Genomic DNA, 23347 nt, shown 5'->3' with positions numbered 1-23347 from the left:
TATGAGCGCTATCGCGGTTCAAATCACATGTGGAGCAAGGCGCGAAATGACGGGGTTCTCGATAGACCTAGCGGCCGACCGGATCGTCGATCACCGTTCACGCGCCTATTTCGTCGAAGTGTCCCGATCCTTTTCAAACGATTGTTATCGCAGCGCGATTGTGATGCTCTGGACCGTCGTTGTATGTGATATGGTCTACAAGTTGCAATCGCTTCGCGACCTGTACGCGGACGCCGGGGCTGGGAAACTTCTGCAAGATGTAGAAGCAAAGAGAACAGTTAACCCTAATAGTCCTGACTGGGAAATTTATCTCCTCGATCAAGTGTTTGCGAGAACAAAGATCCTTGAGGCTTCCGAGCACGTGCAGCTGCAGCATCTTCAAAAGCTCCGACACCTCTCTGCTCATCCAGTGTTATCGGGTGCAGATCTCCTGTTCCTGCCCACCAAGGAGGACACTCGTGCGCAAATCCGCGTAGCGCTCGGCGCCCTGCTTCTGAAGCCGCCAATGTTTTCGAAGCGGATTGTAGAAGCTCTTGTTGAAGATATTGCTGCAAACAAAGCGCTTCTCATCTCGCGTGAGAAGCTAAAGGCTTATATTGAGGCACGCTACCTTCCCAATATCCCCCCCGCTATCGAACTCGAAATTATCCGCGCACTGTGGAAATTCTGCTTCAAACTTGATAAACCTGAGACCCAAGCCAATCGGCAGATTAATCTCGACACACTGGCCATTCTCTGCGCCCGCAATCCCGTCCCAGTCCGCTTGATGATAGACAGCGAACGTGCCGTTTTCAGCAATGTGGGCCCGGAAGTAGAGGCGCTCGATGCGTTGGTTCAATTCCTCGGCGAGCATCCAGAACTCTACGCATCGCTCGATTCAGCTGCGCACATCCTTATTGATGGCCGTATAGACGCAGACATTAACAACCTAGTCAGGGCGCGGTTTAAGTCAGTGGACATGGCAGATCACTTGGCGAACCTTGCGACAAAAACATCTGTGATGCTTGCTAAGATCGACGACGATGTGTGGATTGACTTGCTAGATGCTGCTGTAAACGAAGGGCATGGTGATGAAGCGGTGCGGATCGCAGTAAAGATATACGCCGGGAGCGGGAGCTACGATGCCGCCGACCGTCGCTTCCGTGCTTATATAGAGCCTGCGCTGCCCCGGTTCAATTTGGCGACAATGAGAGAGCTTCTTGAGGAGATCGACGTCAAACCTCAGACTTATGGTCGCGGGCGTGCTTCGTTCGACCATTCCCAGATTAGGGATGCCGCCACAGCGCTTGGGCTCGATACAACCACTTTTAAAAACTTCACCACGTATATTTGAGATGGAGTCCCCAGTCTGGGCTGGAAAGAGGCTGTTCGACGCCCACGACAAAATTATACGGCTATAGGCTGCGGTCTCTTGTAGAAAGTTATTCTACAAGACCGGCCGCTTGAGACTGCGGCTGTCTTCGTCCCTGTTCGATCCAACAAACGGCGCCCGGCGCGCCGCAATCGAACCGAGGATCAGCCGCCATGCGCACCAAGAGCAAGCCGTTCCGCGCCTTCGTCGAAGGCGCGACCATCAGCGATGGCCGGAAGGTCACGCCGGAGATGATCGACGAATGCGTCGCGACCTTCGCGCCGGCGACCTATTCCCCGCGGATCAACCTCGAGCACGTATCCGGCTACAGCCACGAGCCGCCGTTTAACGGCTATGGCGACGTCGTCTCGCTCGAAGCCAAGACCGACGACATCGTCATCGCCGGCAAGAGCGAGAAGCGCCACGCGCTGTACGCGATCGTCGAGGGCCAACGACCAGCTGGTCGCGCTGGCCCGGGCCGACCAGAAGCCATTCCCGTCGGTCGAATTCACCCCCAATTATGCCGTCAGCGGCAAGTTCGGCATTATCGGCCTGGCCTTCACTGATACGCCCGCGTCGATCGGCACCGAGCGCCTGCAATTCTCGCACCGCGCGCCCGGCACGGTGTTCGCCTCGGGATCCGATGCCGTCGCGATCGAATTCGAGGCGAAGCAGGCCGAACAGGAGAAGGTCGACAGCATCGTCGATCGCCTGTTCTCGGCCGTCGCCGCCAAATTCAAACCCGCCGAACCCGTCACGCCGACGCCCGCCAACGACAATTTCGATCCGGCGAACTTCGCCACCGACATGCGGCCCGCATTCAGTGGCTCGCTGACCGCGGCGCTGAAGCCGGTCACGGATGCGCATGCCGCGCTGCAACGCGAGCTGGCGACGCTGAAGACGCAGCTGGCCGCCACGGAACAGCCTGGCTTCTCGCGCGCACCGGCATCGGGGGCGGGGGACGACGCCGTCACCGACTGCTGATCCGTCGCCCCGGACACCGACCGCCCCGTCAGACCGCCTTCACAGGAACCGCCCCGATGCTCAACGCCACCCGCACCAAGTACGACACCTATACCCAGCAGATCGGCAAGCTGAACAACGTCGCCGACCCCAGCCGCGCCTTCGAAGTGCTGCCCGCCATTGCGCAGACGCTGCGCGCCAAGCTGAAGGTATCGAGCGACTTCCTGTCGAAGATCAACATCATCCCGGTCGTGGCGCAGGAGGCCGACAAAGTCGGCGTCGGCGTGAAGGGCACGATCGCCAGCCGCACTGACACGCGCACCTAGGACCGCAGCCCGCGTTATCCCGGCGACCTCGACGAGACGCGCTATCGCTGCGAGAAGACCGACTTCGACACGCTCATCTGGTACGAGACGCTCGACGCCTGGGCGCATCAGCCCAATTTCCAGACGCTGCTGCGCGACGCGATCGTCAGCGAAGGCGGTTGACATCATCACCATCGGCTTCAACGGCCTGTTCGTGGCGAAGGACACCGATCCGGTCGCCTATCCGCTGCTTCAGGACGTCAACAAGGGCTGGCTCCAGCACATCCGCGAGGATGTGCCCGAGCGCCACGCCGCGGGCGGCGAGCTGAAGGCGGAAACCCGTGACGCGGACGGTGTCGTGACCGCGGCCGGCGCGATCTATGTGGGCGCCGGCGAGGTCGGCACCGAGGTCGACTACGTCAACATCGATGCGCTGGTGTTCGCCGGCATCGAGCTGCTGCACGAGAATTACCGCGAGGATACCGACCTTGTCGCGATCGTCGGCCGCGAGCTGGTCAACGACAAGTATTTCTCGATCGTCAACGCATCGGGCGACCGCGCGACCGAACAGCTCGCGCGTGACGTGCTGCTCTCCAACAAGAAGATCGGTGGCCTCAGCGCGGTGCGCGTCCCGAAATTCCCGAAGAACGCCATCCGCATCACCACGCTCGCCAACCTATCGGTCTACGAACAGATCGGCACCGAGCGGCGCAAGATCGAGGACAACGCCAAGCGCGACCAGATCGAGAACTGCGCAAGCCCGCCGCGCGGCGCTGCGTCGAGGCCGGCTGCTGAAATCAGGGGAAAATAGTTGAAGTTTGGTGCACCCGACTGGATTCGAACCAGTGGCCTCTGCCTTCGGAGGGCAGCGCTCTATCCAGCTGAGCTACGGGTGCCTGAAGCGCTCGCCTAGCAAAGCGGATCGGGGTGCGCCAGACCTTTTCGGTGGGCGACGCGTGTTGGCGTCAGCGAGCCGGTGCGGCGGGCTTGCGTGCGGGCTCGGGGGTCTTGGGTTTGTACGCGCACAGGTCCGCGACGATGCAGCGCCAGCATTCGGGGGTGCGCGCCTTGCAGACATAGCGGCCGTGGAGGATCAGCCAGTGATGCGCGTGCAGGCGGAACGGCTGCGGCGTCGCCTTGTCGAGCGTGAGCTCGACCGCCAGCGGGGTCTTGCCGCGCGCGAGGCCGGTGCGGTTGCCGACGCGGAAGATATGCGTGTCGACCGCGAACGTCTCCGCGCCGAACGCGACGTTGAGCACGACGTTGGCGGTCTTGCGACCGACGCCCGGCAGGCGCTCGAGCGCGGCGCGGTCGTCGGGAACCACGCCGTCATACTCGTCGACGAGCATCTGCGACAGCGCGATGACGTTCTTGGCCTTGGTGTTGTACAGTCCGATCGTCCGGATGAACGGCTTGAGCCCGTCGAGCCCGAGCGCGATCATCTTCTCGGGCGTGTCGACCTCGCGGAACAGCGCGCGGGTCGCCTTGTTCACGCCGATATCGGTCGATTGCGCCGACAGCGCGACCGCGACGACCAGCGTGAACGGATTGACGAATTCGAGCTCGGTCTCGGGATGCGGATCGGCCTCCGCGAGCCGCGCATAGAAGTCGACGACATCGGCCTTCTTCATCGTCAGAGACCCAGCACGTCGCCCATCCGATAGCGCCCGGCGGGCTGGTCGGCGAGCCACAGCGCGGCGCGGACCGCGCCGCGTGCGAAGATGCTGCGGTCGTCGCCGCGGTGATTGAGCTCGATCCGCTCGCCCTCGCCGGCGAAGACGACGCTATGGTCGCCGATCACCGATCCGCCACGCAGCGAGGCAAAGCCGATCGTGCCCTCGGTCCGCGCGCCGACGAGGCCCGCACGGCTGTCGACGCGCAGTTCCGCGAGCGACGAGCCGCGTCCCTTTGCCGCGGCATCGCCGAGCAGCAGCGCGGTGCCCGACGGCGCATCGACCTTGTGGCGGTGATGCATCTCGACGATCTCGACGTCCCAGTCCGCACCCAGCCGCGCCGCGGCCTCGCGTACCAATATGCCGAGCAGCGTGACGCCGAGCGAGGTGTTGCCGGTCTGCAGGACCGCGATGTCCGCGGCGGCCGCGTCGATCATCGACTGGTGCTGCGGCGACAGGCCGGTCGTGCCGATGACGATACCCGTGCCGGCCGCGCGCGCGGCGGCAAGGTGCGCCTCGACCGCCGAGGGGGTGGAGAAGTCGACGAGGACGTCGGCGGAGGCGGCGAGCGGCGCGGGATCGTCGCCTGCATCGACGCCGCCGGCGAGCGTCGCGCCCGCCGCCTCGATCGCGTCGGTGATCGCACGGCCCATCCGGCCGGCGCTGCCATAGATGCCGATCGCGGTCATGCGGGGGTGCGGAGTGTAGGATTATGCATCCGCGCGCTTTGGCACGAAGCGGGGGGCCGCGAATAGGCCGGATTTCAATTCCGGGAGCGGTAACGTGTATCCGCGACGATCGCACGGACCAGATCGAGGTCGGCGGGCTTGTCGACATCGACCGCGGCCAATCCGTAGGGGCAGGGGATCGCGGCGGCATCGAGCCCGGCCTTGCGCCCGAGATGCGCGATCGCCTCGCCGAGCGTCAGCCTGCCCAAAGCATAGCGGATCAGCAGCCCGATCCCGAGCCGCCGGACGATCCGCCAGGGACGCTTGCGATCGGCCTCGACCCGCCGCCACAGCTCGACCGCGGCGATCGCGCGCGGCGTGGCGAACTGGAACAGGTTGCACCCCGACCAGCCGCCATCGGCAAAGGTCAGATAGGTGCGACGCGTACCCGGTGCCGCGGCCTCGACCACGTCACGGCGGGCGAGCAGCACCGCGACGTCGGCACCCGGTGGCACGTCGGCGCGGAACCGCGCGACCCATTCGGCGCGCAGCAGCGCATGATCGGCGGTCGTGACGAGCAGCGGCGTACCCAACGCCTCGATCCCGCGCGCGACGCTGAGACTGGGACCCGCTGCGGCATCGAGCACGAGGAGGCCGAGCGCGCGTGCGTGATCGCGCACCGTGTCGTCGGAGGCGGAGACCGCGATCTGCGTCGCACCCGCCGCGCGCACCGCCTCGGCGACGCGCGCGAGCAGCGTCCGGCCGTCGAGCTCGATCAGCACCTTGTGCGCGACCCCGGCATAGTCCGCGACCGGATCGGCGCCGCCGCGCGATCCGGCGAGGATCAGCGCGCTGAACGCGGTCGCGGGCGGGGTGGCAGGCGGGGTGCTCATCGCGCGGGCCGTGCTCGCCACACGCGCCAGAGTACGCCCGGCGCGGCGAGGATCGGATGACGTTCGGCCCAGGGCGACAGCGTCACGGGGACGTTCGTGTGCCGCTCGATCTTCCATGCGCCATAGCGTGCGGCGCCCTCGAAGGTGAACGCCGCACGGATCAGCCGGGCGATGTTGATCGGCTTGCCCGCGCGGCGCCGCACGCCCCACGCCCGCAGCAGCGCACGTCGCTGCGCAGGGGGCAGCGCGGGGCGCAGGCGTTCGCCGTCCTGCGCGAACGCGATCCCGTCCGCCTGCCAGGCGAGCGGCAGCAGCTGGTCATAGCGATCGGGATCATGCGCGAGGATCTGATCCTCGCGTCCGCGCGCCTCGACGCGGAATTCGGCGGCATAGGTCTGGCGGAACAGCGCACGCCAATAGTCGCGTGCGGGCGCCGCCTCCGGCCCCAGCGCGGCGGCGAAGCGCGCGGCGGACCGCGCCGCGGCGGCGATCGCGTCAGCGACCTTGTCCTGCGCGACCGCATCGCGCGACCAGACCAGCGCGGATGGCTGGACGAACCGGGTCCAGATCGTCGTGTCCAGCGTCGCCGCGGCCGCCGCGTCGGCGAAGGTCGAAAGCCGCATCGTCGCAATCTTCGCGCGCAGTCGCTCGCCGTTCGGCGCGTCGTCCGGGTCGAACTCGCGGTAGCTGACGGTCGGCCAGATCCCGCGCTCGCGCGGTCCTGCGGTCAGGACGTAGAAGTCGAGCACGCCCTCGGTCGATCCGGTCCGCAGGTTCGAGCCGTAGAACAGGATCGCGAGGGTGTCGGGCGTCTGTGCCAGCTGCGTGGCAATCGTGCGGACGGCATCGATCGTCGGCGCCGCGAGCTGGCGCCGGACGACGTCGGCGAGATCGGTCACGGCACGACGAAGCTGATCGGCGCCGCCTGGCGGATCGTCAGCGCGCCACCGGGATACACCTCGCCGTCGAGGATGAAGCCCGCGTCCATCGTCACGTCGAGCGAATCCGGGTCGATCCGGTGATAGCCCGCGCGATCGAGCCATTTGGCGGGCGACCCGGCCACGATCAGCGGCGCGGCGGCGGCGAGCCAGCGTGGCGGTGCGTCGACCAGCAACGTCTTCAGCCCGTCACGGGCCGGCCCGAACGGCTGCACGCCCAGCGGCATCCGCGTCAGCGTCGACGCGAGCAGGATATAGCGGTTGGTGTCGGTATCGGTCAGGTCGCCCGCGCGCGCGCTCGCGTCGTAGCGGACGTGCATCCGGTTGCCGACGCGCCACGTCCCCGAGGATCGCCCGAACAGCGTCTGGACGATCGCCCAGCTGAGCGCGACGCCGACCGCAAATCCCTTGAAGGCGCCGGCACGGTGCGCGCGCTGGGCAAGCCCGGTCGCCTCGACGAACGCGCCCGCGCCGAACAGGAACCCGCGCCGCGTGCTGCCGCTGTCGCGGTGCTCGACCTCGACCGGACGGCGGACCACGACATGGCCGACGCGCGCTGCCGCGAGCGCCTTGTCGAGCGTCCAGTCGTCGGGGATGCCGAGGTCGAGCGCGAGCGCATTGGTCTTGCCCGAGGGGACGATCGCGACGCGTGGCTGGGTTCCCGTCCAGACGGTGGCCGCGGCGGTGAGGACGTCGCGGATCGTCCCGTCGCCGCCATCGATCACGAGCAGTTCGATGCCGTGGCGCGCAAAGTCGCTCAGCACCTCGGCGAGTTCGGCCTGCGTGCGCGGCGTGACCGCCAGCACCGTGCCCGACACGAACGGCCGCGTCGCCTCGACGCTGCTGCGGTTGCGATGGCTCTTGGGATTGCAGATGATCCCCGTGCGGATTTCCGACGCCGCGGTGCGCGCGGCCAGATCGGACGTCGCGTCGCGACGTACCGGGGTGAACGGCACGCCATCAAAGGCTTGAAAACTGGAAACGGCGTCGTTCACACTGTTGGCTACCTGTCGCAGCGGATAATCGCTACACTTTTATGTCGGGGCGGACCAGTCCCGGGTGGCGCCGGTGCCGCACTACCCGTTCAGCGGCGATACCGCATCGTCATGCGCAGCGTCGTCCCCGCCGCGGGGAGCTGGACGCGCGCCGAGGCGAAGGATGGCAGCCCGACCGAGGTCGGCGCATCGTTCGAAAAACCGAAGCCTTCCTTGGGCAGGAACAGCGTGCGGTTGAAATTATGGTCGGCATTCTCGTCGTGATATTGCGCGATCGCGTAATAGCCGGGCTTGAGCCAGAAACAGGCGCGCGGCTGGTTGGCGGGAACGCGCGCGCGCACCAGCTTGCCGCCCTTGGCGAGGAATCGCGACTTCTCGTCCGGATAGACCGTGAACGCGACCTCGCCCGCGGCATTGTGCAGCGTCGTCGCCTCGAGCGTCATCTTCGCAAGACCGGGACCGGGTTTGCCGACGCAGGTCTCGGCGGCGGCAACGGGGGCCGACGCCGCCAGCGCAGCCGCGGTCAGACCGACCATGAGGGGCAGTTTCGTCATCGTTCGACCCTGGAAGTGTATAAAGGCAATTTGGTGGCCAATGCCGGGCAGTGTGTGAACACGGGCTTTATCGACCCGCCGATCCGCCGTCCGTCGCCCGTCGTAGGCGGCAGGATTCAGTCGGGCGCGCGCGGCCGCGTGAAGCGGGCGGCGGCGATGCCGAGCAGGATGGCGACCGCGATCGATCCGATCATCACCCCCATCGCGACCCCGGTCGATCCATAGACCGGCATCAGCACGAATGCCGCGATGAACAGCAGGACGACCGCGACGACACGGATCGCGAACACCGTCCCCGCACGGTTGACCGCGGTCATCACCGTGTCGAGGCTGACCGTCGCGAGATCGAAGCATCCCGCCGCGGCGAGCCACAGCAGCACCGGATAGGCGGTACCGAACGACTTGCCGCCCACCAGCTTGAGCATCGGTTCGCCGATCAGCGCGACCACCGCGAGGATCGCCAGCGCCGCCGCGCTGCTGGCGAGCATGGTCTTGACGAGGATGCGCCGGAGCCGTTCGGGCGCGGCGGTGCGCACCGCGCGGACGATCTCGGGAAACGCCGCGCGCGACAGCAGCTGCGACAGTTTCGCGAGCGCCTGCGCGACCTGGGCGGCAAGCCGGAATGCGCCCGCGGCGGCGGGGCCGATCGATGCGCCGACGAGCAGCAGCGGGATCTGCTTGCTCGACAGCCCGAGCGTCGCGCTGGCGTTGGTGCTCAGCGCGAACCGGACGACGCCGGGATTCTCGGCGATCAGCGTCTTCCACCGGCTTCGCCCCTGCATCAGCAGCGCGAAATCGCCGCTGCGCCAGACCATGATCCAGTAGGTCGCGGCGGTGACGATCTCCGCCACCGCCCAGGCGGTCATGAAGCCGCGAATCGTCGGGTCGAACAGCATCGCCGCACCCGCGCCGACGAATCGCATCACCGGCGTCATGCTGTCGGCGAGCGCGGACAGCGAGAATTTGTCCCGCAACCGGAGGATGCCGAGCGGCGTCGAGCGGATCGTCACCAGCTGGATCACCGCGAACACCAGCGTGTAGTGCATCAGGTCGCGCGGGATGCTGAACGCGTCGGCCCAGATCTGGAGGATGCCGATCGTCAGCAGCGCCCCGACGATCGCGCTCGACAGGTCGAGCCGTGCCGCCAGCCGGAATAGCCGGGCGAGCCGCGGCGTGTCGCCTTCATGCGCGGCGTGGACGCCGTACTGGACGATGATCTGCCATGTCTGGAACCCGACAAAGGTCGTCAGCGCCTGCACCGCGCCGGTGATCAGCGCGAACCGGCCGAAATCGACGACGCCGAGCGTGCGCGTCGCAAAGCCGAGATAGAAGAGCGACAGGATCGCCAGCACGCTGCGGCTGGCCAGCAACCAGCCCAGGTTGCGCGCCGCGGAACGGAGCATCCCGCGGATGTCCGTGGGCGCCGGGGAGGGTGCGGTGTCCTGTGTCATGCGCGTTCCGGCCCCTAAAGCGCGCGGCGCGGGGCGGCAAGCCGGTGTTGCGGGACAGGCGGCAACCCGGCCGCCTGCCGCGTCAGGCGAGCCAGCTCGTGATCGTCGCGCCGCCGGCGCGCCGCGCCATCGCCTGGAACAGCCGGACGAGATGGACGACCAGCGAGATCGCGGTCCAGCCAGCGACGCCGATGATCCCCCAATCGGGACGCGTGACGACGAGCCCGGCGAACAGGATGACCATGTTGGGGTTGCGCCGCGCGGTGATCAGCCGGAACCAGCTGTCGAACCGCTCCCAGACATGGATGTGCATCCCGAAGCGGACGATGAACGCGCCTTCGATCAGCCGCTGCGCGACATAGCCGAACAGCATCGTGCCGATCACGATCCAGAAGGTCCGGTCGTCGAGCGCGCGGCCATACGGCGCGCAGCCCGCCGCCCAGGCCCACCACCAGAAGGGCGGATGGACGAGGTCGACGCCGTGGTCCCACGCATTGCCGAGCTTCGACGCGGTGATCGTGCACCGCGCGAGCTTCCCGTCGACGGTGTCGAGCACCATGAAGACGAGGCCCGTGGCGAGCCCCGTCCAGAACCACCCGTACCAGAACGCGACCGTCGCGACGATGCACAGCACCGATCCCATCGCGGTGACCTGGTTCGGCGTGATCCCCGCGCGCGCGCAGACCCGCGTGATCGCCAGCGCCCATTCGGGCCACAGATATTTGGTCAGCAGGTCGGTGACGCCCTTGTACGCGCCGACATAGCTCGCACGCTCGATCGCGGGCACCGCTTCGGGGGTCAGCCGTTCGGCGAACGGCTTCTCGCGCTTGCGTAGCGCCTCGTTGAGGATCCCCTCGTCCGCTTCGGCGGCGATCACGCTCAGCATCCCCGTGCGCTGCAACGGCACCGCGTCGCGCATCGCCGCCTCGACATCCGCACGCTCGGCGCGGTCGCGGACATAAGCGAGCACGGGAACGCCCGCGCGGGTGACGACCGTCCCCGGCCGTGTCTTGAGGTGCGCGGTCCAGACCGGATCGAACGCGAACGCCATGTTGGCGAGGATCGCGGGGCTGTCCTGATCCGCGGCGGCGTGATCGGCAAACCCCTGCGCGCGCGCGATCCGGCGCAGCCGCTCGACATTGGTCATCCCCCATAACAGGGTCGGGTTGCTGCCGACGGGCGTCAGTGCTGGCGTGTCTTGCATGCGCTGCCGATAGCCGATTGTGCGCGGATTGCGAGACCCCCGGCGCGCGCGGCGCCGCCGGTCGCGTCCGGCCCCCGCACCGCGGTCAGCGGCGAAGCGCCTCGAGGACAATGGCCGCCGCGCGCGCCGGCGCCAGACCCGACACGTCGCCAAGCGCGGTCTGCACGAACGCGCGCTGGAACGCCTCATAGTCGTCGTGGCGTATCGGCGCGCGGTCGATCGCGGGGATCAGTGCGTCGAGCGACTCGACCACGTCGCCCGCCTCCCACATCGCGTAGGACGCGTCCGACCGCCACGCCGCGCGCAGCGCGTTGAGGAACACGCAGGGGCGCGGCCGCATCATATATTCGACCACCTGGCTCGACGTGTCGCCGAGATACAGGTCGGCGGCGGCGGTATAGCTGCCATCGACCATCGCGAAGCTGTCGAGGTCCGCGTGGACACCCGCCGCGCCGGCGAGCCCCGCCACGAACGCGCGCAGCTCGGGTGCGCGCTCGACGAGGCGCTGGTGCGGCGCGAAGATCAAATTGTAGCGGCCATCGGCACGGATCCGCTCGACCACCGCGGGGCCCCAGGTCCACCAGGACGAGCGATGCGCCTGCCAGTGCGGGGTGTAGAGGATCACGGGCTTCGTATCCGCGAACAGCCGCGTCGCGGGGGTGCGCTGGCGGAAGGCGGCCTTGACATAGCCCGTCGTGCAGACGCGCTCGGGCGCATCGCCGCCCGCGATCAGCGCCTGACGATCGCGCTCGGCTGCGACCAGCGTGCGCCAGCCGGCACGCCGTCGCCAGTGCCCGCGCGCCATCATCGACCCCGCGCCGTGGAACGTGTCGATGAACCGCGTCCGCAGCGGGACCATCGCGGGCAGCCACAGGCTCGTCTGTTCGGCGCAAACGACCACCGGCGTCCGCAGCAGATTGGGGAGCAGCCGCAGCAGCGTCGGGAGCTTGGCCGGGACCGGCGGGTTGCGCCCGTCGTCATAGCCCGTGAGCGTCCGGAACCCCGGTGCGCGGCGGATGCGGACACTTGGCAGCATTTCGCTCCACCCCCCGAGCAACGCCTCGTGCATCGACGTGCTGACCCAAAGCTCGATCGGCAGCTCGGGCTCGGCCGCGGCGAGCGCCTCGACGATCGGATAGAGATGCGGGATCAGCAGCGTCTCGCCGAGGAACAGGAACGCGACCTTGCGGTTCATGCGGACGCGTCGATCGCCGCGGACCCGTCGCGCGGCGTGGTTGCAGCTTGATTTGGGTCCAGGGGCGGGGCCGCATGCTCGCGCTGCCACTGCGCGATGTCCTCGGGGCGGTCGATCTCCTGCCAGCGCAGGTCGGGCGCGATGCGCAGCGCGCGGACGCCGCTGCGTTCGGCGACGCGGCGGACGACTGCGTGGTGATAGGCGTGCAGCCCGTCGGGCTCGCCGATCACCGCGCGCAGCGCCTCGGCATAGGCGGTGCCGCCCGCCGACAGGATCAACCCGAGCGACCGGTCGGTCGCCTGGTGCCCGACCAGATGCTTGCCGACCGCGATCACGCGCTCGCCATCCGCCTCGACGAGCATGTCGTCGAGCCCGGGCTGCTCGAGCGGTTCGACCACCAGCGTCACGCCGGCGGCGGACCGCGCCCGTGCGCCGCGCAGGATCGCCGCGTCGAACAGCGTGTCGCCGTTCATCAGCGCGAACGGCGTATTGAGGTACGCAGACGCCGCCCACACGCTGCCGATCGAGTTCGCGACCGACCAGAACGGGTTGAAGACGAGCGTGGTCGGCAGCCCGCCGTCACGCCCGCCGTCACGCGCGGCGAGATGCGCGTCGATCTGGTCGATCCGGTAGCCGCCGACGATCACCGCGCCATCGAACCCCGCCGCCGAGACCGCGTCGAGCTGATGATCGAGGATCGCGCGCCCCCCGACCTCGACGAGGCATTTGGGCGTCGTGAGCGTCAGCGGCAGGAGCCGTGATCCGTGACCGGCAGCAAGGATGATCGCCTTCATGGGGCATGGCTCTACGCACGAAGTGTGGCAGGAAAATGCATGCGCCGTGCCACGCGGCGCGAGTTTCTTACCCGCGCGCGCGGGGCGGGTTCAGCGTCGAACGCGGTCGGCCTCCGCGCGCGACCAGCCGCCGCCCATCGCCTGGTACAGCGTCACATACGCCGTCAGCCGGTCGGCGCGCGCCTGCACCAGCGACAATTCGGCGGTCAGCAACCCGCGCTGCGCGTCGAGCTGATCGATATAGGCGGAATAGCCCGCACGATAGCGGTTCGACGCGTTGCGCAGCGCGCCTGCGAGCGCGTCGCGCTGCCCCGCAAAGGCTGTGGCCTGCTCGCCCGAACGGCGGACACCCGCGAGGCTGTCGTCGACCTCGCGGAATGCCTGCAGCGCGGTGCGGCGATAGGCGAACGCGGCCTGGTCACGCCGCGCGGTCGCGGCATCCGCCTGCGCCCCCAGCCGCCCGCCGTCGAGGATCGGGCTGAGCACGCTCGCACCGATCGAGAAGACCGCGATCGGATTGGCCAGCGCGCTCGACAGGACGACGCCCGCCGAGCCGGTCAGCGCGAGATTGGGCAACATCGCCGCGCGCGCGCTGTCGAGCGAGCGATCGGTCGCCACCAAGGTCTGCTCGGCCTGGTAGAGATCGGGGCGGCGGCGGAGCAGGTCGGCGGGCAGGCCGTCGGGGATCGCCGGGGCGGCAAGCTGGTCGAGCGTGACGCCGCGCGGGATCGCGCCGGGGACGTCGCCGACCAGCAGGCTGAGCACGTTTTCCTGCCGGCTGATCGCGAGCTCCGCGGCGGGGACCAGCTGTTCGGTGGCGTGATATTCTGCCTCCGCCTGTCGCAGCTCGAGATTGGACGTATAGCCCGACTCGGCGCGACGGCGCGCGATCCGCAGCCCCTCGGCGCGCGCGGCGAGCGTCTGGCGCGCGACCGCGAGTCGCTGATCGAGCGCGCGCAGCGTGATGTAGCCGCTCGCCACGCTGCTCGCGAGACCGAGCCTGACCGTGTCACGCGCCGCCTCGGTCGCGAGCAGCTGCGCCTGCGCGGCGCGGGTTGCCTGGCGAAGGCGGCCGAACAGGTCGAGATCATAGCTGATGCTGACCGACGGCTGCGCGCCGATCGCGTCGGACGGCAACCCGAACGGGCTGACCGTCTGGCCGGTGGTGCTGGGGGCCGATCCGCTGACCAGCGGCGTCTGCTGCGCGCGCGCGAGCCGTGCGGCGGCGCGCCCCTCGTCGATCCGCGCCGCGGCGGCGCCGAGATCGGGGCTGTTGGCGAGCGCGCGCGCGACCAGGCTCGACAGCGCCGGATCGCCGAACGCGCTCCACCAGTCCGCGCGGATCGGTTCGCCCGCGCCGAGCGCGGTCCGCCACGCGGGGGGCGGGACGACCGCGGTCGTCGCAGGCGCCTCGGGGCGGGGGCCGATGCACGCGGTGGCGAGCAGCGCGAGGGGGAGGGTGGTGGCGGCCCGCCACACGTGCACTGTTCGCCACGCACCCATGCCGCGCGCCATCCGCATCCCCTGGGACCACCCCGGCGAAGGCCGGGGCCCAAGTGGGAAGGCCGCGGTAAGGACGGACCGCGCGTCGTCACGATCGTCTCCCGGTTGGGCCCCGGCCTGCGCCGGGGGGGAGGTTCTCGCCGGGGTACTATCCTCCCCCAAAATGTTTCCCCGCGAAGGCGGGGACCCAGTCTGGGCTCCCGCCTTCGCGGGAGAACAGGGGGCGGGGGGGGCACTGGGTCTGCACCGCATCACCGCGGCCCCGGTCCGCCTGCGGTGTCGACGCGCGCCTGCACCGACATCCCCGGCCGCAACCGCGCGCTCAGCGGCTGGCCCGGATCGACGCGGATGCGCACCGCGATCCGCTGCGGGACCTTGGTGAAGTTGCCCGTCGCATTGTCCGCCTTGAGCACCGCGAATTCGGAGCCCGCGGCGGGCGAGATCTGCTCGACATGCCCGGTCAGCCGTTCGTTCGCGAGCCCGTCGACGGTGAACGACGCGGGCTGGCCGACCGCCATCCGCGCGGTCTGCGCCTCCTTGAAATTGGCGATCACCCAGGTTTCCGGCGGCACGAGGAACATCAGCTGCGACCCCGCGGTCACATATTGGCCGAGCCGCACGCCGACTTCGCTCAACCGCCCCGTCTCGGGCGCGCGGATGACCGTGTTGGCAAGGTCGATCCGCGCAAGCTGCCGCGCCGCTTCCGCGCCCGACACGCCCGCCTGCTGGCCGCCGCGTCCGACCTGGACGGTACGGATGTCCTGCCGGGCGATCTCGCGCGCGGCCTTGGCCTGCTGGACCTGCGCCTGCGCCTGGCGCAGCGCCGCCAGCGTCTGGTCGCGCTCGCGCAACGAGACCGATCCGTCGACCACGAGGTCGTTGACGCGCGCCATGTCCGCCTCGGCGCGCATCAGCTGCGCGGCGGCGTTGGCGACCGCGGCGTCCTGCGCGGCGAGGCTCGCCTGCCGGCTGCGCGCGGTCTGGAGGCTGTTCGACAGCGTCGCCGCCTGCGCATCGACCTGCGCCTGCGCCTGGTCGATCCGCTGGCGATAGATGCGGTCGTCGATCTTCACCAGCGGATCGCCCTGCTTCACGTCGGCGAAATCGCGCACGAGCACCTGCGTCACATAGCCGCTGACCTGCGGACTGATCACCGTCGTCCGTCCGCGGACATAGGCGTTGTCGGTCGATTGATAGCTCGTCGCGAACGGCGGCAGCCGCCACGCCGCGAGGACCGCGCAGATCCCCGCGATCGCCAGCACGACGATCACGACGATCACCTTCGCGCTGGGGCGCTGCGGACGCCAGCCCGATCCCACCGGCACCGCGGGGCTTGCCGCCGCGGGGGTGGGGGCCGGGGAGGGCGCTGGCGCCGCCGGTTGGGCCGCCGCGGCGTCCATCTCCGCCTGTTTCTCTTCGGTTGCCGGTCCTTCCGCGACCGGGCTGCGCGCATCGCTCATGTCGTTCCCTCACGCCGCGCCCGTCGTTCGCGTCGTCCACGCCGCACGAGCAGGAACAGGAGGTACCCGAATGTCCCGGCGGCAAGCACCGCGATCAACCGGAAGACGTCGTCATACGCAAGTACGTTTGCTTCGCGCGTCGTGGTTTGGGACAGAATTGCAGTACCTTCCGCGGTGCGCAGCGTCGGATCGACGATCACGCGGCTGACCGCGGCGCCGCCCGCGGCGATCCGCTGCGCGACGATCGGGTCGGTCGGCGAGATCTGCTGGACGAGCGCGGCGCTGTTCGCCTTTTCGCGAATCACCTGATAGCTGCCGAGCAGCGCGGTGCCGCCGAGCCCGCCGAGCGAATTGATGATCCCGAACAGCGCGATGAAGCTGATGATGTGGCCCGCGCCCTGTTTGAGCGCACGCGTCATCCCGAACAGCAGCGCGGGGCCGAGGAAATAGGTCGCGCTGAACCCGATGATCGCCTGCGTCACGTACATCTGCGGCGCGCGCGTCAGGCTGGTCGCGTAGGAATCGAACCACGCGGCGACCGCGACCAGCCCGATCGCGAGCATGATCGGATGGCCGAGCCGGTCGACGTCGAGCGTCACCGCGCTGGCGATCACCCCCGCCACGGAGGCGATGAAGATGATCAGGAAGAACGGCACCAGCTGGTCGTTGTTCTGGCCGAGCAGTGTCAGCAGCCCGACCGAGGCATAGGTCTGTTCGGACAGCACGATGCGCGCCATCACGATCACGACGGTGAACCGGACGATGTCCGCGCTGCCCAGCCAGCGCGTGTTGAGCAGCGGGTTGACGCGGTGGTGCTCGATCGCGATCGCCGCGAGGAACAGCGGGATCGCGGCGATCAGCGCCCAGCCGATCCACGGCGCGTTGGTCCACCACACGATCCGCCCGAGCCCGAGCACCGCGGCGAACAGCGCGGTCGAGCTGGCGAACAGCACGAAGGTGAGAAAGTCGAGCGGCTCGAACGCCTTGCTCCGCGTCGTCGGCGGCAGGCGGAGCGCGGCGACCGCGGCGAGCGAGAGCAGCGCCAGCCCGAGCTCGAACAAATACAGCGTCCGCCACTGCGACATCGCCAGCAGGTCGGGCGAGAACAGCCGCGCGAGCGGCGTCGCGCATTGCGGGATGCCGATCCCCAGCACCACCGCCTTCAGCCGCCATTTCGCCGGCAGCGCCTGCATCACGTAATAGAGGCACAGGCTGCTCAGCGCCGCGCCCGCCATCCCGCTGATCGCGCGCACCGCGATCGCGGTGGCAAAGCCGTGGACGAACAGATGCGCCAGCGTCACGAGCACGTAGAGCGTGAGGAATATCAGCGCGAACGGCCTCAGCCCGAACTGCGCGCGGAACTTGATCATCAGCAGGTTGATGCTGACGTTCGTCATCACATAGACCGTCGGCAGCCATGCGATCTCGGCGGGATCGAGCCCGAGCGCGCCCTGCAGCGTATAGGTGTTGGCGCTGATCAGCGCGTTGCCGAACCCCACCGTCAGCCCGAGCAAAATGCCGATCAGCGCATAGGCGATCTGGCGGTGCCGCGGATGCGCGGGCGACCCCGGCGACCCGGGCAGCACCGGCAGCTCGTGCGGCGCGAACGTCCAGTCTTCCTCGCTCAGGAAGCGTCTGATTCTGCGGGCTATCATGGTGGCCGTCTTCTGACATGATCGGGGCAGGACGTCATCCGGGAACGCGGGTGACGAGCGAGCGATTTCCAAGCAAACAGCACCACCCCGGCGAAGGCCGGGGCCCAATTGGGAAACGGCGATAACGGCGGGCTGCGCGTCGCCACATTTGTCTCCCAATTGGGCCCCGACCCTCGCCGGGGTGGGGGCCATGGCGGTAGCGCGCTCGTCGCCCCATGCTGCACCGCAGCGGAACATCCCCGCAGCCGCACCGTTGCGCCTTGATGCGCATATTCAGATCGCTCCACATACCACCCGAATGGGTCTGGCTGGAAAGCGTCGCCGTCGTGTCGGCGGCGGTCGTGTTCGCGCTGGTCGCGCACTGGCTGACGATGCGGATCGCGGGCCATGCGCAGCGGCGGTCGACCGCCAAGACCGACGGGCTCGTCCTCGCGCGCGTTCGCCGGCCGCTGCGCGCGGTGTTCGTCGCGGTCAGCGTCGCGTTCGTCGCGCGGATCCTGCCGATGGACGACGATATCGAGGAGTTGTGGAAGCAGATCCTCGGCTTCCTCGTCCCCGCTTTGCTCGGCTGGCTCGCGGTCGCGGCGCTTCGTGCGTTCCAGGACGTGATCGAGATCCGCTCGGACATCACCGTCGAGGACAATCTCCGCGCCAGGCGCAAGCGGACGCGCGCGGCGATCCTCGGGCGGATCGGGACGTTCTTCATCATCTTCATCAGCGTCTGCCTGATGCTGCTGAGCGTGCCGGGCATCCGCTCGATCGGCGTGACGCTGATGGCATCCGCGGGTATCGCCGGCCTCGTCGTCGGTGCTGCCGCGCAGCCTGCGCTGAAGAATCTCATCGCGGGCGTGCAGATGGCGTTCACCGAGCCGATCCGGCTCGACGACGTGCTGATCGTCGACGGCGAATGGGGGCGGGTCGAGCAGATCAACCTGACGTTCGTCGTGATCAAGATCTGGGACGAGCGCCGCCTCGTCGTCCCCGTCTCGAAGTTCCTCGAACAGAGCTTCCAGAACTGGACGCGCGAGACCAGCCAGCTGATGGGGTCGGTGTTCTGGTATGTCGATCCGTCGACCGACGTGCCCCGGCTGCGCGAGAAGCTCGCCGAGGTGGTCAAGGCCAATCCACGCTGGGATGGTCGCTTCTTCAACCTGCAGGTGACCGACGTGAAGACCGACGCGGTCGAGCTCCGCGCGCTGATGACCGCCAAGAACGCGTCGGTCGCGTTCGACCTGCGCTGCGACGTGCGCGAGGCAATGCTGGCGTTTATCGCGCAGGAAATGCCCGAGGCGATGCCGCGCGGCCGCCTGCTGATGGCGCCGGACCCCGTGCGCGGCGTCGCGTCGTGACGCTGGGGCGGCGCGGGCACCCGTCACCCTGACGAAAGTCAGGGTCCAGGGTCACGGGTGCTGCACTGTGTGGCCCTTGGTCCTGACGTTCGTCAGGATGACGAGGACCGTTTACGCCTCGGCGTGCTCCGGCGCATCCTCGAGTGCGGTGATGAACAGTTCGCACCACCACATCACGTCCTCGCGGCGGACATTGTCGATCAGCTTTTCCCACCGCGCCTTGCGTTCCGCGAGCGGCATCTTGAGCGCGCGCGCGATCGCGTCGGCCATCTCCTCGGGGCTGTACGGATTGACCAGCACCGCGTCGGTCAGCTGCGCCGCGGCCCCCGCGAACTGCGACAGGATCAGAACGCCGGGATCCTCGGGATCCTGCGCCGCGACATATTCCTTCGCGACGAGGTTCATCCCGTCCCTGAGCGGCGTCACCAGCCCGACGCGCGCCGCACGGTAGATCCCCGCGAGCACGTCGCGCGGGAAGCCCTGGTTGACGTAGCGGATCGGCGTCCAGTCGATGTCCGAGAACTCGCCGTTGATCCGTCCCGACATCGAATCGAGGTTCGCGCGGATCTCCTGATAGGTGTCGACCTTCTCGCGCGAGGGCGGCGCGATCTGGAGCATGTAGACCAGCCCGCGGTGATCGGGGTGCGACGCGAGGAAGCGTTCATAGCCCGAGAACCGCTCGGCGAGACCCTTCGAGTAATCGAGCCGGTCGACGCCGACGATCAGGCTGCGCCCGGTTGCGGACATGTACATCCGCTCCTTGGCGTGCCGCGCGGCGTTGCTGCTCGCGGACTTCTCGAAATCCGCGGTCTCGATCCCGATCGGCGTGGTGATCGCCTTGATCGTCCGATCGCCGACCGTCACCCAGCCATCCTCGCCGACCACGCCGTCGAGCTGGCTGGTGACGTAATGCAGGAAGCTGTCGAGCCAGTCCTGAGTCTGGAACCCGACCACGTCGTACGCGAACATCGATTCGACGAGCGCGCGGTGGCTCGGCAGCGACAGCAGCATCGCCATCGGCGGCCATGGGATGTGGAGGAAGAAGCCGATCTTGTTCTCGACCCCCAGCTTGCGAAGCTCGCGCCCCAGCGGCACGTGATGATAATCATGCACCCAGACGAGATCGTCGGGTTCGATCAGCGGCAGCACCGTCTCCGCGAACCGCGTGTTGACGCGCGCATAGCCGCTCGAGAAATCACGTTCGAACTCGGTCAGGTCGATCCGGTAATGGAACAGCGGCCACAGCGTCCGGTTCGCATAGCCGTTATAATATTCGTCGAAATCCTGTTCCTCGAGGTCGATCGTCGCGGTGGTGACGCCCTTGCCCTGCTGGAAATTGATATGCCCCGTGAAGGTCTCGGTGGTCTCGCCCGACCAGCCGAACCACACGCCGCCCTTTTCACGGAGCGCCGCGAGCAGCGCGACCGCGAGCCCGCCCTGGTTGCCCGAGGGGGCGTCGACCGATTGGACACGATTGGAAATGACGACCAGGCGGCTCATCGTACGGCGCTCCAGGGCTTGCTGAGCAGGACCGCGCAGTTGATCAATCCCACCAGCGAATAGGTTTGCGGATAATTCCCCCACAGCTCGCCCGTGTTGGGATCGATATCCTCGGACAACAGCCCCGCGGGGGTACGGCGTGCGACCATCTCGGCGAACAGCGCGCACGCGTCCGCCGTGCGACCGGTCGCGTGCAGCGCCTCGATCAGCCAGAAGGTGCAGACGTTGAATGCGGTATGCGGAAGGCCGAAATCATCCTCGGTCGCATAGCGCAGCATGTGGCTGCCGCGGCGCAGGCCCTCCTCGACCGCCTTGAGCGTCGACTGGAAACGCGGATCGTCGGGCGCAAAGAAGCGCAGGTCGAGCAGCTGGATCAGGCTCGCGTCGAGATCGTCGCCGCCGAACGTTGCGGAGATACGCTGCGTATCCTCGCGCCACGCGGCCTTCTCGATCGTCGCGCGGATCGTGTCCGCGCGCGCGTTCCAGAATGCCCGGCGATCCTCGAGCCCGAGCACGCCTGCCGCATTGGCGAGCCGGTCGCACGCCGCCCAGCACATCGCCGCGGAATAGGTGTGGACATGCGCCTTCGTCCGCAGCTCCCACAGCCCCGCATCGGGCTTGTCATAGGTTTCCCACGCGCGGTCGCCGACCAGCTCGAGGCTCTTGAAGTCCTCCGCGCTCGACATGCGGAACAGCCGCTGGTCGAAGAACGCCTGGACGTCGGACAGGATGATCTGGCCGTACGCGTCGTGCTGGATCTGCTCATAGGCCTGGTTGCCGACGCGCACCGGGCCCATGCCGCGGTAACCGGGCAGCGCGGGCGCGACGCGTTCGACCAAAATTGCCTCGCCGCCGACGCCGTAGAGCGGCTGGACATGCCCGCCCTTCGACGCATCGACGATGTTGCGCAGATATTCGAGATACCCCTCGAGCACGTCGAGCGCGCCGAGGCGGTTGAGCGCCTGCACCGTGTAATAGGCGTCGCGGATCCAGCAGTAGCGATAGTCCCAGTTGCGCTCCGACCCCTCATGCTCGGGGATCGAGGTGGTGAGCGCGGCGACGATCGCGCCGGTCTCCTCGTGCTGGCACAGTTTCAGCGTGATCGCGGCGCGGATGACGACGTCCTGCCATTCGACCGGGGTCGCGAGCCCGCGCACCCAGTGGCGCCACTCGTCTCGCGTACGCGCGAGCATCGCCTCGGCCGCCTCGTGCAGCACGCCGGCAAAGCTCTCGTCGGGCCCGAGGAACATGTACATCGGGCGTTCGAGCCGGAACCACCGCTCGTCGACGATATGCCCGACCGGCGCGTCGGTCGTCAGCCGCAGCGTCTGGTCGTCCATCAGGAAGCGGATATGGTTCGACCCCTGCGTATGGTCGGTGGCGTGCCCCCAGTTGGTCGCGACGCGCAGGCGGATGCGGATCCGCGGCGATCCGGCGACCGGCCGGACGATCCGGACGAAGCTCGTCGGCCGATAGGTTCGCTCGTCGCGCACGAACCGCGGACAGAAGTCGGTGACCTCGACCGCGTTCCCCGCGGCATCCTCGTGCCGCGTGACGAGGATCGGCGTGTTGCGGATATAGGCCTGGGTCGTCCTGGTGACGCCCTCGAGCTCAATCGCCCAGAACCCCGTCTCGGGCGCATCGCCGCCGAGCAGCGCGCAGAACGCCGGGTCGCCGTCGACACGCGGGACGCAGCCCCAGACAAACCGGCCCGTCCTGTCGATCAGCGCCGAGACCTGGCAATTGCCGATCGGCCAGAGGTTCATGTCCGCGGTGCTCGCGCGGAGATCGACGGGTGTGGCGGGGTCGGGAGAGACGGTCATCATGATTCCAATATGGCGGCGATCCAGCCGCGAAGCGCGGCGACGTCGTCGAGACGATAGGTGGCAGCGGTAGGGCGGGGCTCGCCGATCAGGATTCCGGCACCGCCGAGATCGCGTGCCGCCTCGAACCCGTCCTCGTCGGTGACGTCGTCGCCGAAGAAGAACGGCGTGGTGCCTGCCATTCCCGGTGCCGCGATCAGCGTGCGCAGCGCGGCGCCCTTGTTCCCGGCGGTGCGTAGCTCGACCATCATCTTGCCGCGCTGGAGCGTCAGGCCGTGCGTCTGCGCGAGCATCTCGGCCAGCGCGACGGCCTCGGCCTCGAACGCGGGGTCCTGCCGATAGTGCAGCCCCGCACCCAGCGTCTTGGCCTCATAGACGAGTCCGTTGCGATCCGCGAAGTCGCGCAGCAGCACGGCGGCACGCTCGAGCGCAGGCGGGCGCGCCGCGGCGACATGACCGTCCTCGGGCGTTCGCCGCTCGGCGCCGTGGCTCCCGGCCACCGCGAAGCGGGCCGCATGATCACCGAGCATCGCGTCGAGCTGCGCGATCGAGCGCCCGCTGATAATCGACACGCGCCCCGGAAACCGCGCGGCGAGCCGGTCGAGCTGGTCGAGCAGCATCCGCTCGACCACCACCGCATCGGGCGTCGCCGCCAGATCGACGAGCGTCCCGTCGAAATCGAAGAAGAGGCTGGCTGCGTCGAGCACGAGCGGCGGGGCTGCGAGGATATCAGTCGCGGGCTGGCGTTCGGCAAGCATAGTCGTCTAACCCCTGGCAGTCACGCTCCGTTCCGCTGCAACGCAAAATTGGAACGGGAGCGGTTCGATTGGCGCTCTCCGTAGCGGCATTCGCCGCCGCCGTCGCTGCCATGGATTGCTGTCCTCGTCCGCCACCGTCCGGAATTCCGGCGGGCAGCGCTTCCGGCGCTGGGTCCTGACTTTCGTCAGGATGACGGGAGGCGGCTGTCATGGCCAATAACCGACGATTCCGATGCAGCCCGCTACCTCCCTTCTCCCGTCATCCTGACGAAAGTCAGGACCCAGGGTCCTACGCGCAACGCCTGCGGCCTGTAA

20 protein-coding genes, 1 tRNA gene and 1 pseudogene are annotated in these 23347 nt (G+C 68.2%); 5 read left to right on the top strand and 17 right to left on the bottom strand.

Annotated features, from left to right (window positions below; translation table 11 throughout):
• Positions 1 to 46 precede the first annotated feature (46 nt).
• The 4 genes and pseudogenes from ASE72_RS03655 to ASE72_RS21155 all read left to right on the top strand — a co-directional run bounded on the left by ASE72_RS03655 (position 47) and on the right by ASE72_RS21155 (position 3430).
• A complete protein-coding gene (locus tag ASE72_RS03655; protein ID WP_056016781.1) occupies positions 47 to 1333 on the top strand; it encodes a hypothetical protein in 1287 nt (428 codons plus the stop codon).
• A 191-nt stretch (positions 1334 to 1524) separates the two neighbouring features.
• Complete coding sequence (locus ASE72_RS21000; RefSeq protein ID WP_268795875.1) at positions 1525 to 1917, top strand: GPO family capsid scaffolding protein; 393 nt, start codon at positions 1525 to 1527, stop codon at positions 1915 to 1917.
• Positions 1811 to 2335 carry a GPO family capsid scaffolding protein gene (locus ASE72_RS20995; RefSeq protein WP_268795885.1) on the top strand — a complete coding sequence of 175 codons (525 nt, stop codon included), beginning with the start codon at positions 1811 to 1813 and terminating at the stop codon, positions 2333 to 2335. Before ASE72_RS21000 ends, ASE72_RS20995 begins: the two co-directional genes overlap by 107 nt.
• A gap of 56 nt (positions 2336 to 2391) precedes the next feature.
• Positions 2392 to 3430, top strand: a pseudogene (locus ASE72_RS21155) (phage major capsid protein, P2 family).
• A gap of 8 nt (positions 3431 to 3438) precedes the next feature.
• Here the strand turns inward: ASE72_RS21155 and ASE72_RS03635 are convergent.
• The 14 genes from ASE72_RS03635 to ASE72_RS03570 all read right to left on the bottom strand — a co-directional run bounded on the left by ASE72_RS03635 (position 3439) and on the right by ASE72_RS03570 (position 17602).
• Positions 3439 to 3515 (bottom strand) — tRNA-Arg (locus ASE72_RS03635).
• Between the two features lie 69 nt (positions 3516 to 3584).
• Positions 3585 to 4250, bottom strand: coding sequence for an endonuclease III (nth, locus tag ASE72_RS03630; protein ID WP_056016774.1), 666 nt, complete (start codon positions 4248 to 4250; stop codon positions 3585 to 3587).
• Between the two features lie 2 nt (positions 4251 to 4252).
• Positions 4253 to 4981 (bottom strand): 4-hydroxy-tetrahydrodipicolinate reductase, encoded by a 729-nt coding sequence (dapB, locus tag ASE72_RS03625; RefSeq protein ID WP_056016771.1) that lies wholly within the window; start codon positions 4979 to 4981, stop codon positions 4253 to 4255.
• A gap of 74 nt (positions 4982 to 5055) precedes the next feature.
• Complete coding sequence (locus tag ASE72_RS03620; protein ID WP_056018859.1) at positions 5056 to 5853, bottom strand: NTP transferase domain-containing protein; 798 nt, start codon at positions 5851 to 5853, stop codon at positions 5056 to 5058.
• Positions 5850 to 6752: a hypothetical protein gene (locus ASE72_RS03615; protein ID WP_056016768.1), complete on the bottom strand. Its 903-nt coding sequence runs from the start codon at positions 6750 to 6752 to the stop codon at positions 5850 to 5852. Before ASE72_RS03615 ends, ASE72_RS03620 begins: the two co-directional genes overlap by 4 nt.
• Positions 6749 to 7786, bottom strand: coding sequence for a diacylglycerol/lipid kinase family protein (locus ASE72_RS03610; RefSeq protein WP_162235455.1), 1038 nt, complete (start codon positions 7784 to 7786; stop codon positions 6749 to 6751). Before ASE72_RS03610 ends, ASE72_RS03615 begins: the two co-directional genes overlap by 4 nt.
• An 89-nt stretch (positions 7787 to 7875) precedes the next feature.
• On the bottom strand, positions 7876 to 8340 hold the full coding sequence (locus ASE72_RS03605; protein ID WP_082445763.1) for a DUF2141 domain-containing protein: 465 nt from the start codon (positions 8338 to 8340) through the stop codon (positions 7876 to 7878).
• A gap of 116 nt (positions 8341 to 8456) precedes the next feature.
• Entirely contained in the window at positions 8457 to 9743 is a 1287-nt protein-coding gene (locus ASE72_RS03600; RefSeq protein ID WP_056016759.1) for a lipopolysaccharide biosynthesis protein, read from the bottom strand.
• A gap of 130 nt (positions 9744 to 9873) precedes the next feature.
• The gene (locus ASE72_RS03595) at positions 9874 to 10995 is read right to left on the bottom strand and encodes a CDP-alcohol phosphatidyltransferase family protein (RefSeq protein WP_056016756.1); all 1122 of its coding nucleotides are present in this window, start codon (positions 10993 to 10995) and stop codon (positions 9874 to 9876) included.
• 85 nt (positions 10996 to 11080) lie between these two features.
• Positions 11081 to 12190, bottom strand: a complete 1110-nt coding sequence (locus ASE72_RS03590; protein WP_056016753.1) for a hypothetical protein — start codon at positions 12188 to 12190, stop codon at positions 11081 to 11083.
• Positions 12187 to 12984 carry a phosphocholine cytidylyltransferase family protein gene (locus ASE72_RS03585; RefSeq protein ID WP_082445762.1) on the bottom strand — a complete coding sequence of 266 codons (798 nt, stop codon included), beginning with the start codon at positions 12982 to 12984 and terminating at the stop codon, positions 12187 to 12189. Before ASE72_RS03585 ends, ASE72_RS03590 begins: the two co-directional genes overlap by 4 nt.
• A 90-nt stretch (positions 12985 to 13074) precedes the next feature.
• Positions 13075 to 14499: an efflux transporter outer membrane subunit gene (locus tag ASE72_RS03580; RefSeq protein ID WP_235532208.1), complete on the bottom strand. Its 1425-nt coding sequence runs from the start codon at positions 14497 to 14499 to the stop codon at positions 13075 to 13077.
• Between the two features lie 239 nt (positions 14500 to 14738).
• Positions 14739 to 15947, bottom strand: coding sequence for an HlyD family secretion protein (locus ASE72_RS03575; RefSeq protein ID WP_056016747.1), 1209 nt, complete (start codon positions 15945 to 15947; stop codon positions 14739 to 14741).
• Entirely contained in the window at positions 15944 to 17602 is a 1659-nt protein-coding gene (locus ASE72_RS03570) for an MFS transporter (RefSeq protein WP_056016744.1), read from the bottom strand. Before ASE72_RS03570 ends, ASE72_RS03575 begins: the two co-directional genes overlap by 4 nt.
• 263 nt (positions 17603 to 17865) lie before the next feature.
• On the opposite strand from ASE72_RS03570, the gene ASE72_RS03565 reads away from it, so the two are divergent.
• Positions 17866 to 18951 (top strand): mechanosensitive ion channel family protein, encoded by a 1086-nt coding sequence (locus ASE72_RS03565; RefSeq protein ID WP_056016741.1) that lies wholly within the window; start codon positions 17866 to 17868, stop codon positions 18949 to 18951.
• Positions 18952 to 19062: 111 nt separating this feature from the next.
• Here the strand turns inward: ASE72_RS03565 and ASE72_RS03560 are convergent, their stop codons facing one another.
• Genes ASE72_RS03560 through otsB form a run of 3 tightly spaced genes read right to left on the bottom strand, consistent with a single transcriptional unit; the run spans position 19063 to position 23032 of the window.
• Complete coding sequence (locus tag ASE72_RS03560) at positions 19063 to 20451, bottom strand: alpha,alpha-trehalose-phosphate synthase (UDP-forming) (RefSeq protein ID WP_056016738.1); 1389 nt, start codon at positions 20449 to 20451, stop codon at positions 19063 to 19065.
• Positions 20448 to 22274 carry a glycoside hydrolase family 15 protein gene (locus ASE72_RS03555; RefSeq protein ID WP_056018855.1) on the bottom strand — a complete coding sequence of 609 codons (1827 nt, stop codon included), beginning with the start codon at positions 22272 to 22274 and terminating at the stop codon, positions 20448 to 20450. Before ASE72_RS03555 ends, ASE72_RS03560 begins: the two co-directional genes overlap by 4 nt.
• Positions 22274 to 23032, bottom strand: coding sequence for a trehalose-phosphatase (gene otsB / locus ASE72_RS03550; protein WP_056016734.1), 759 nt, complete (start codon positions 23030 to 23032; stop codon positions 22274 to 22276). Before otsB ends, ASE72_RS03555 begins: the two co-directional genes overlap by 1 nt.
• Between the last annotated feature and the right edge of the window lie 315 nt (positions 23033 to 23347).

Source organism: Sphingomonas sp. Leaf20, assembly GCF_001421535.1.
Lineage (GTDB): Bacteria > Pseudomonadota > Alphaproteobacteria > Sphingomonadales > Sphingomonadaceae > Sphingomonas.
Note: the sequence above shows the minus strand (reverse complement) of the source record. Positions and strands in the feature narration are given on the sequence as shown.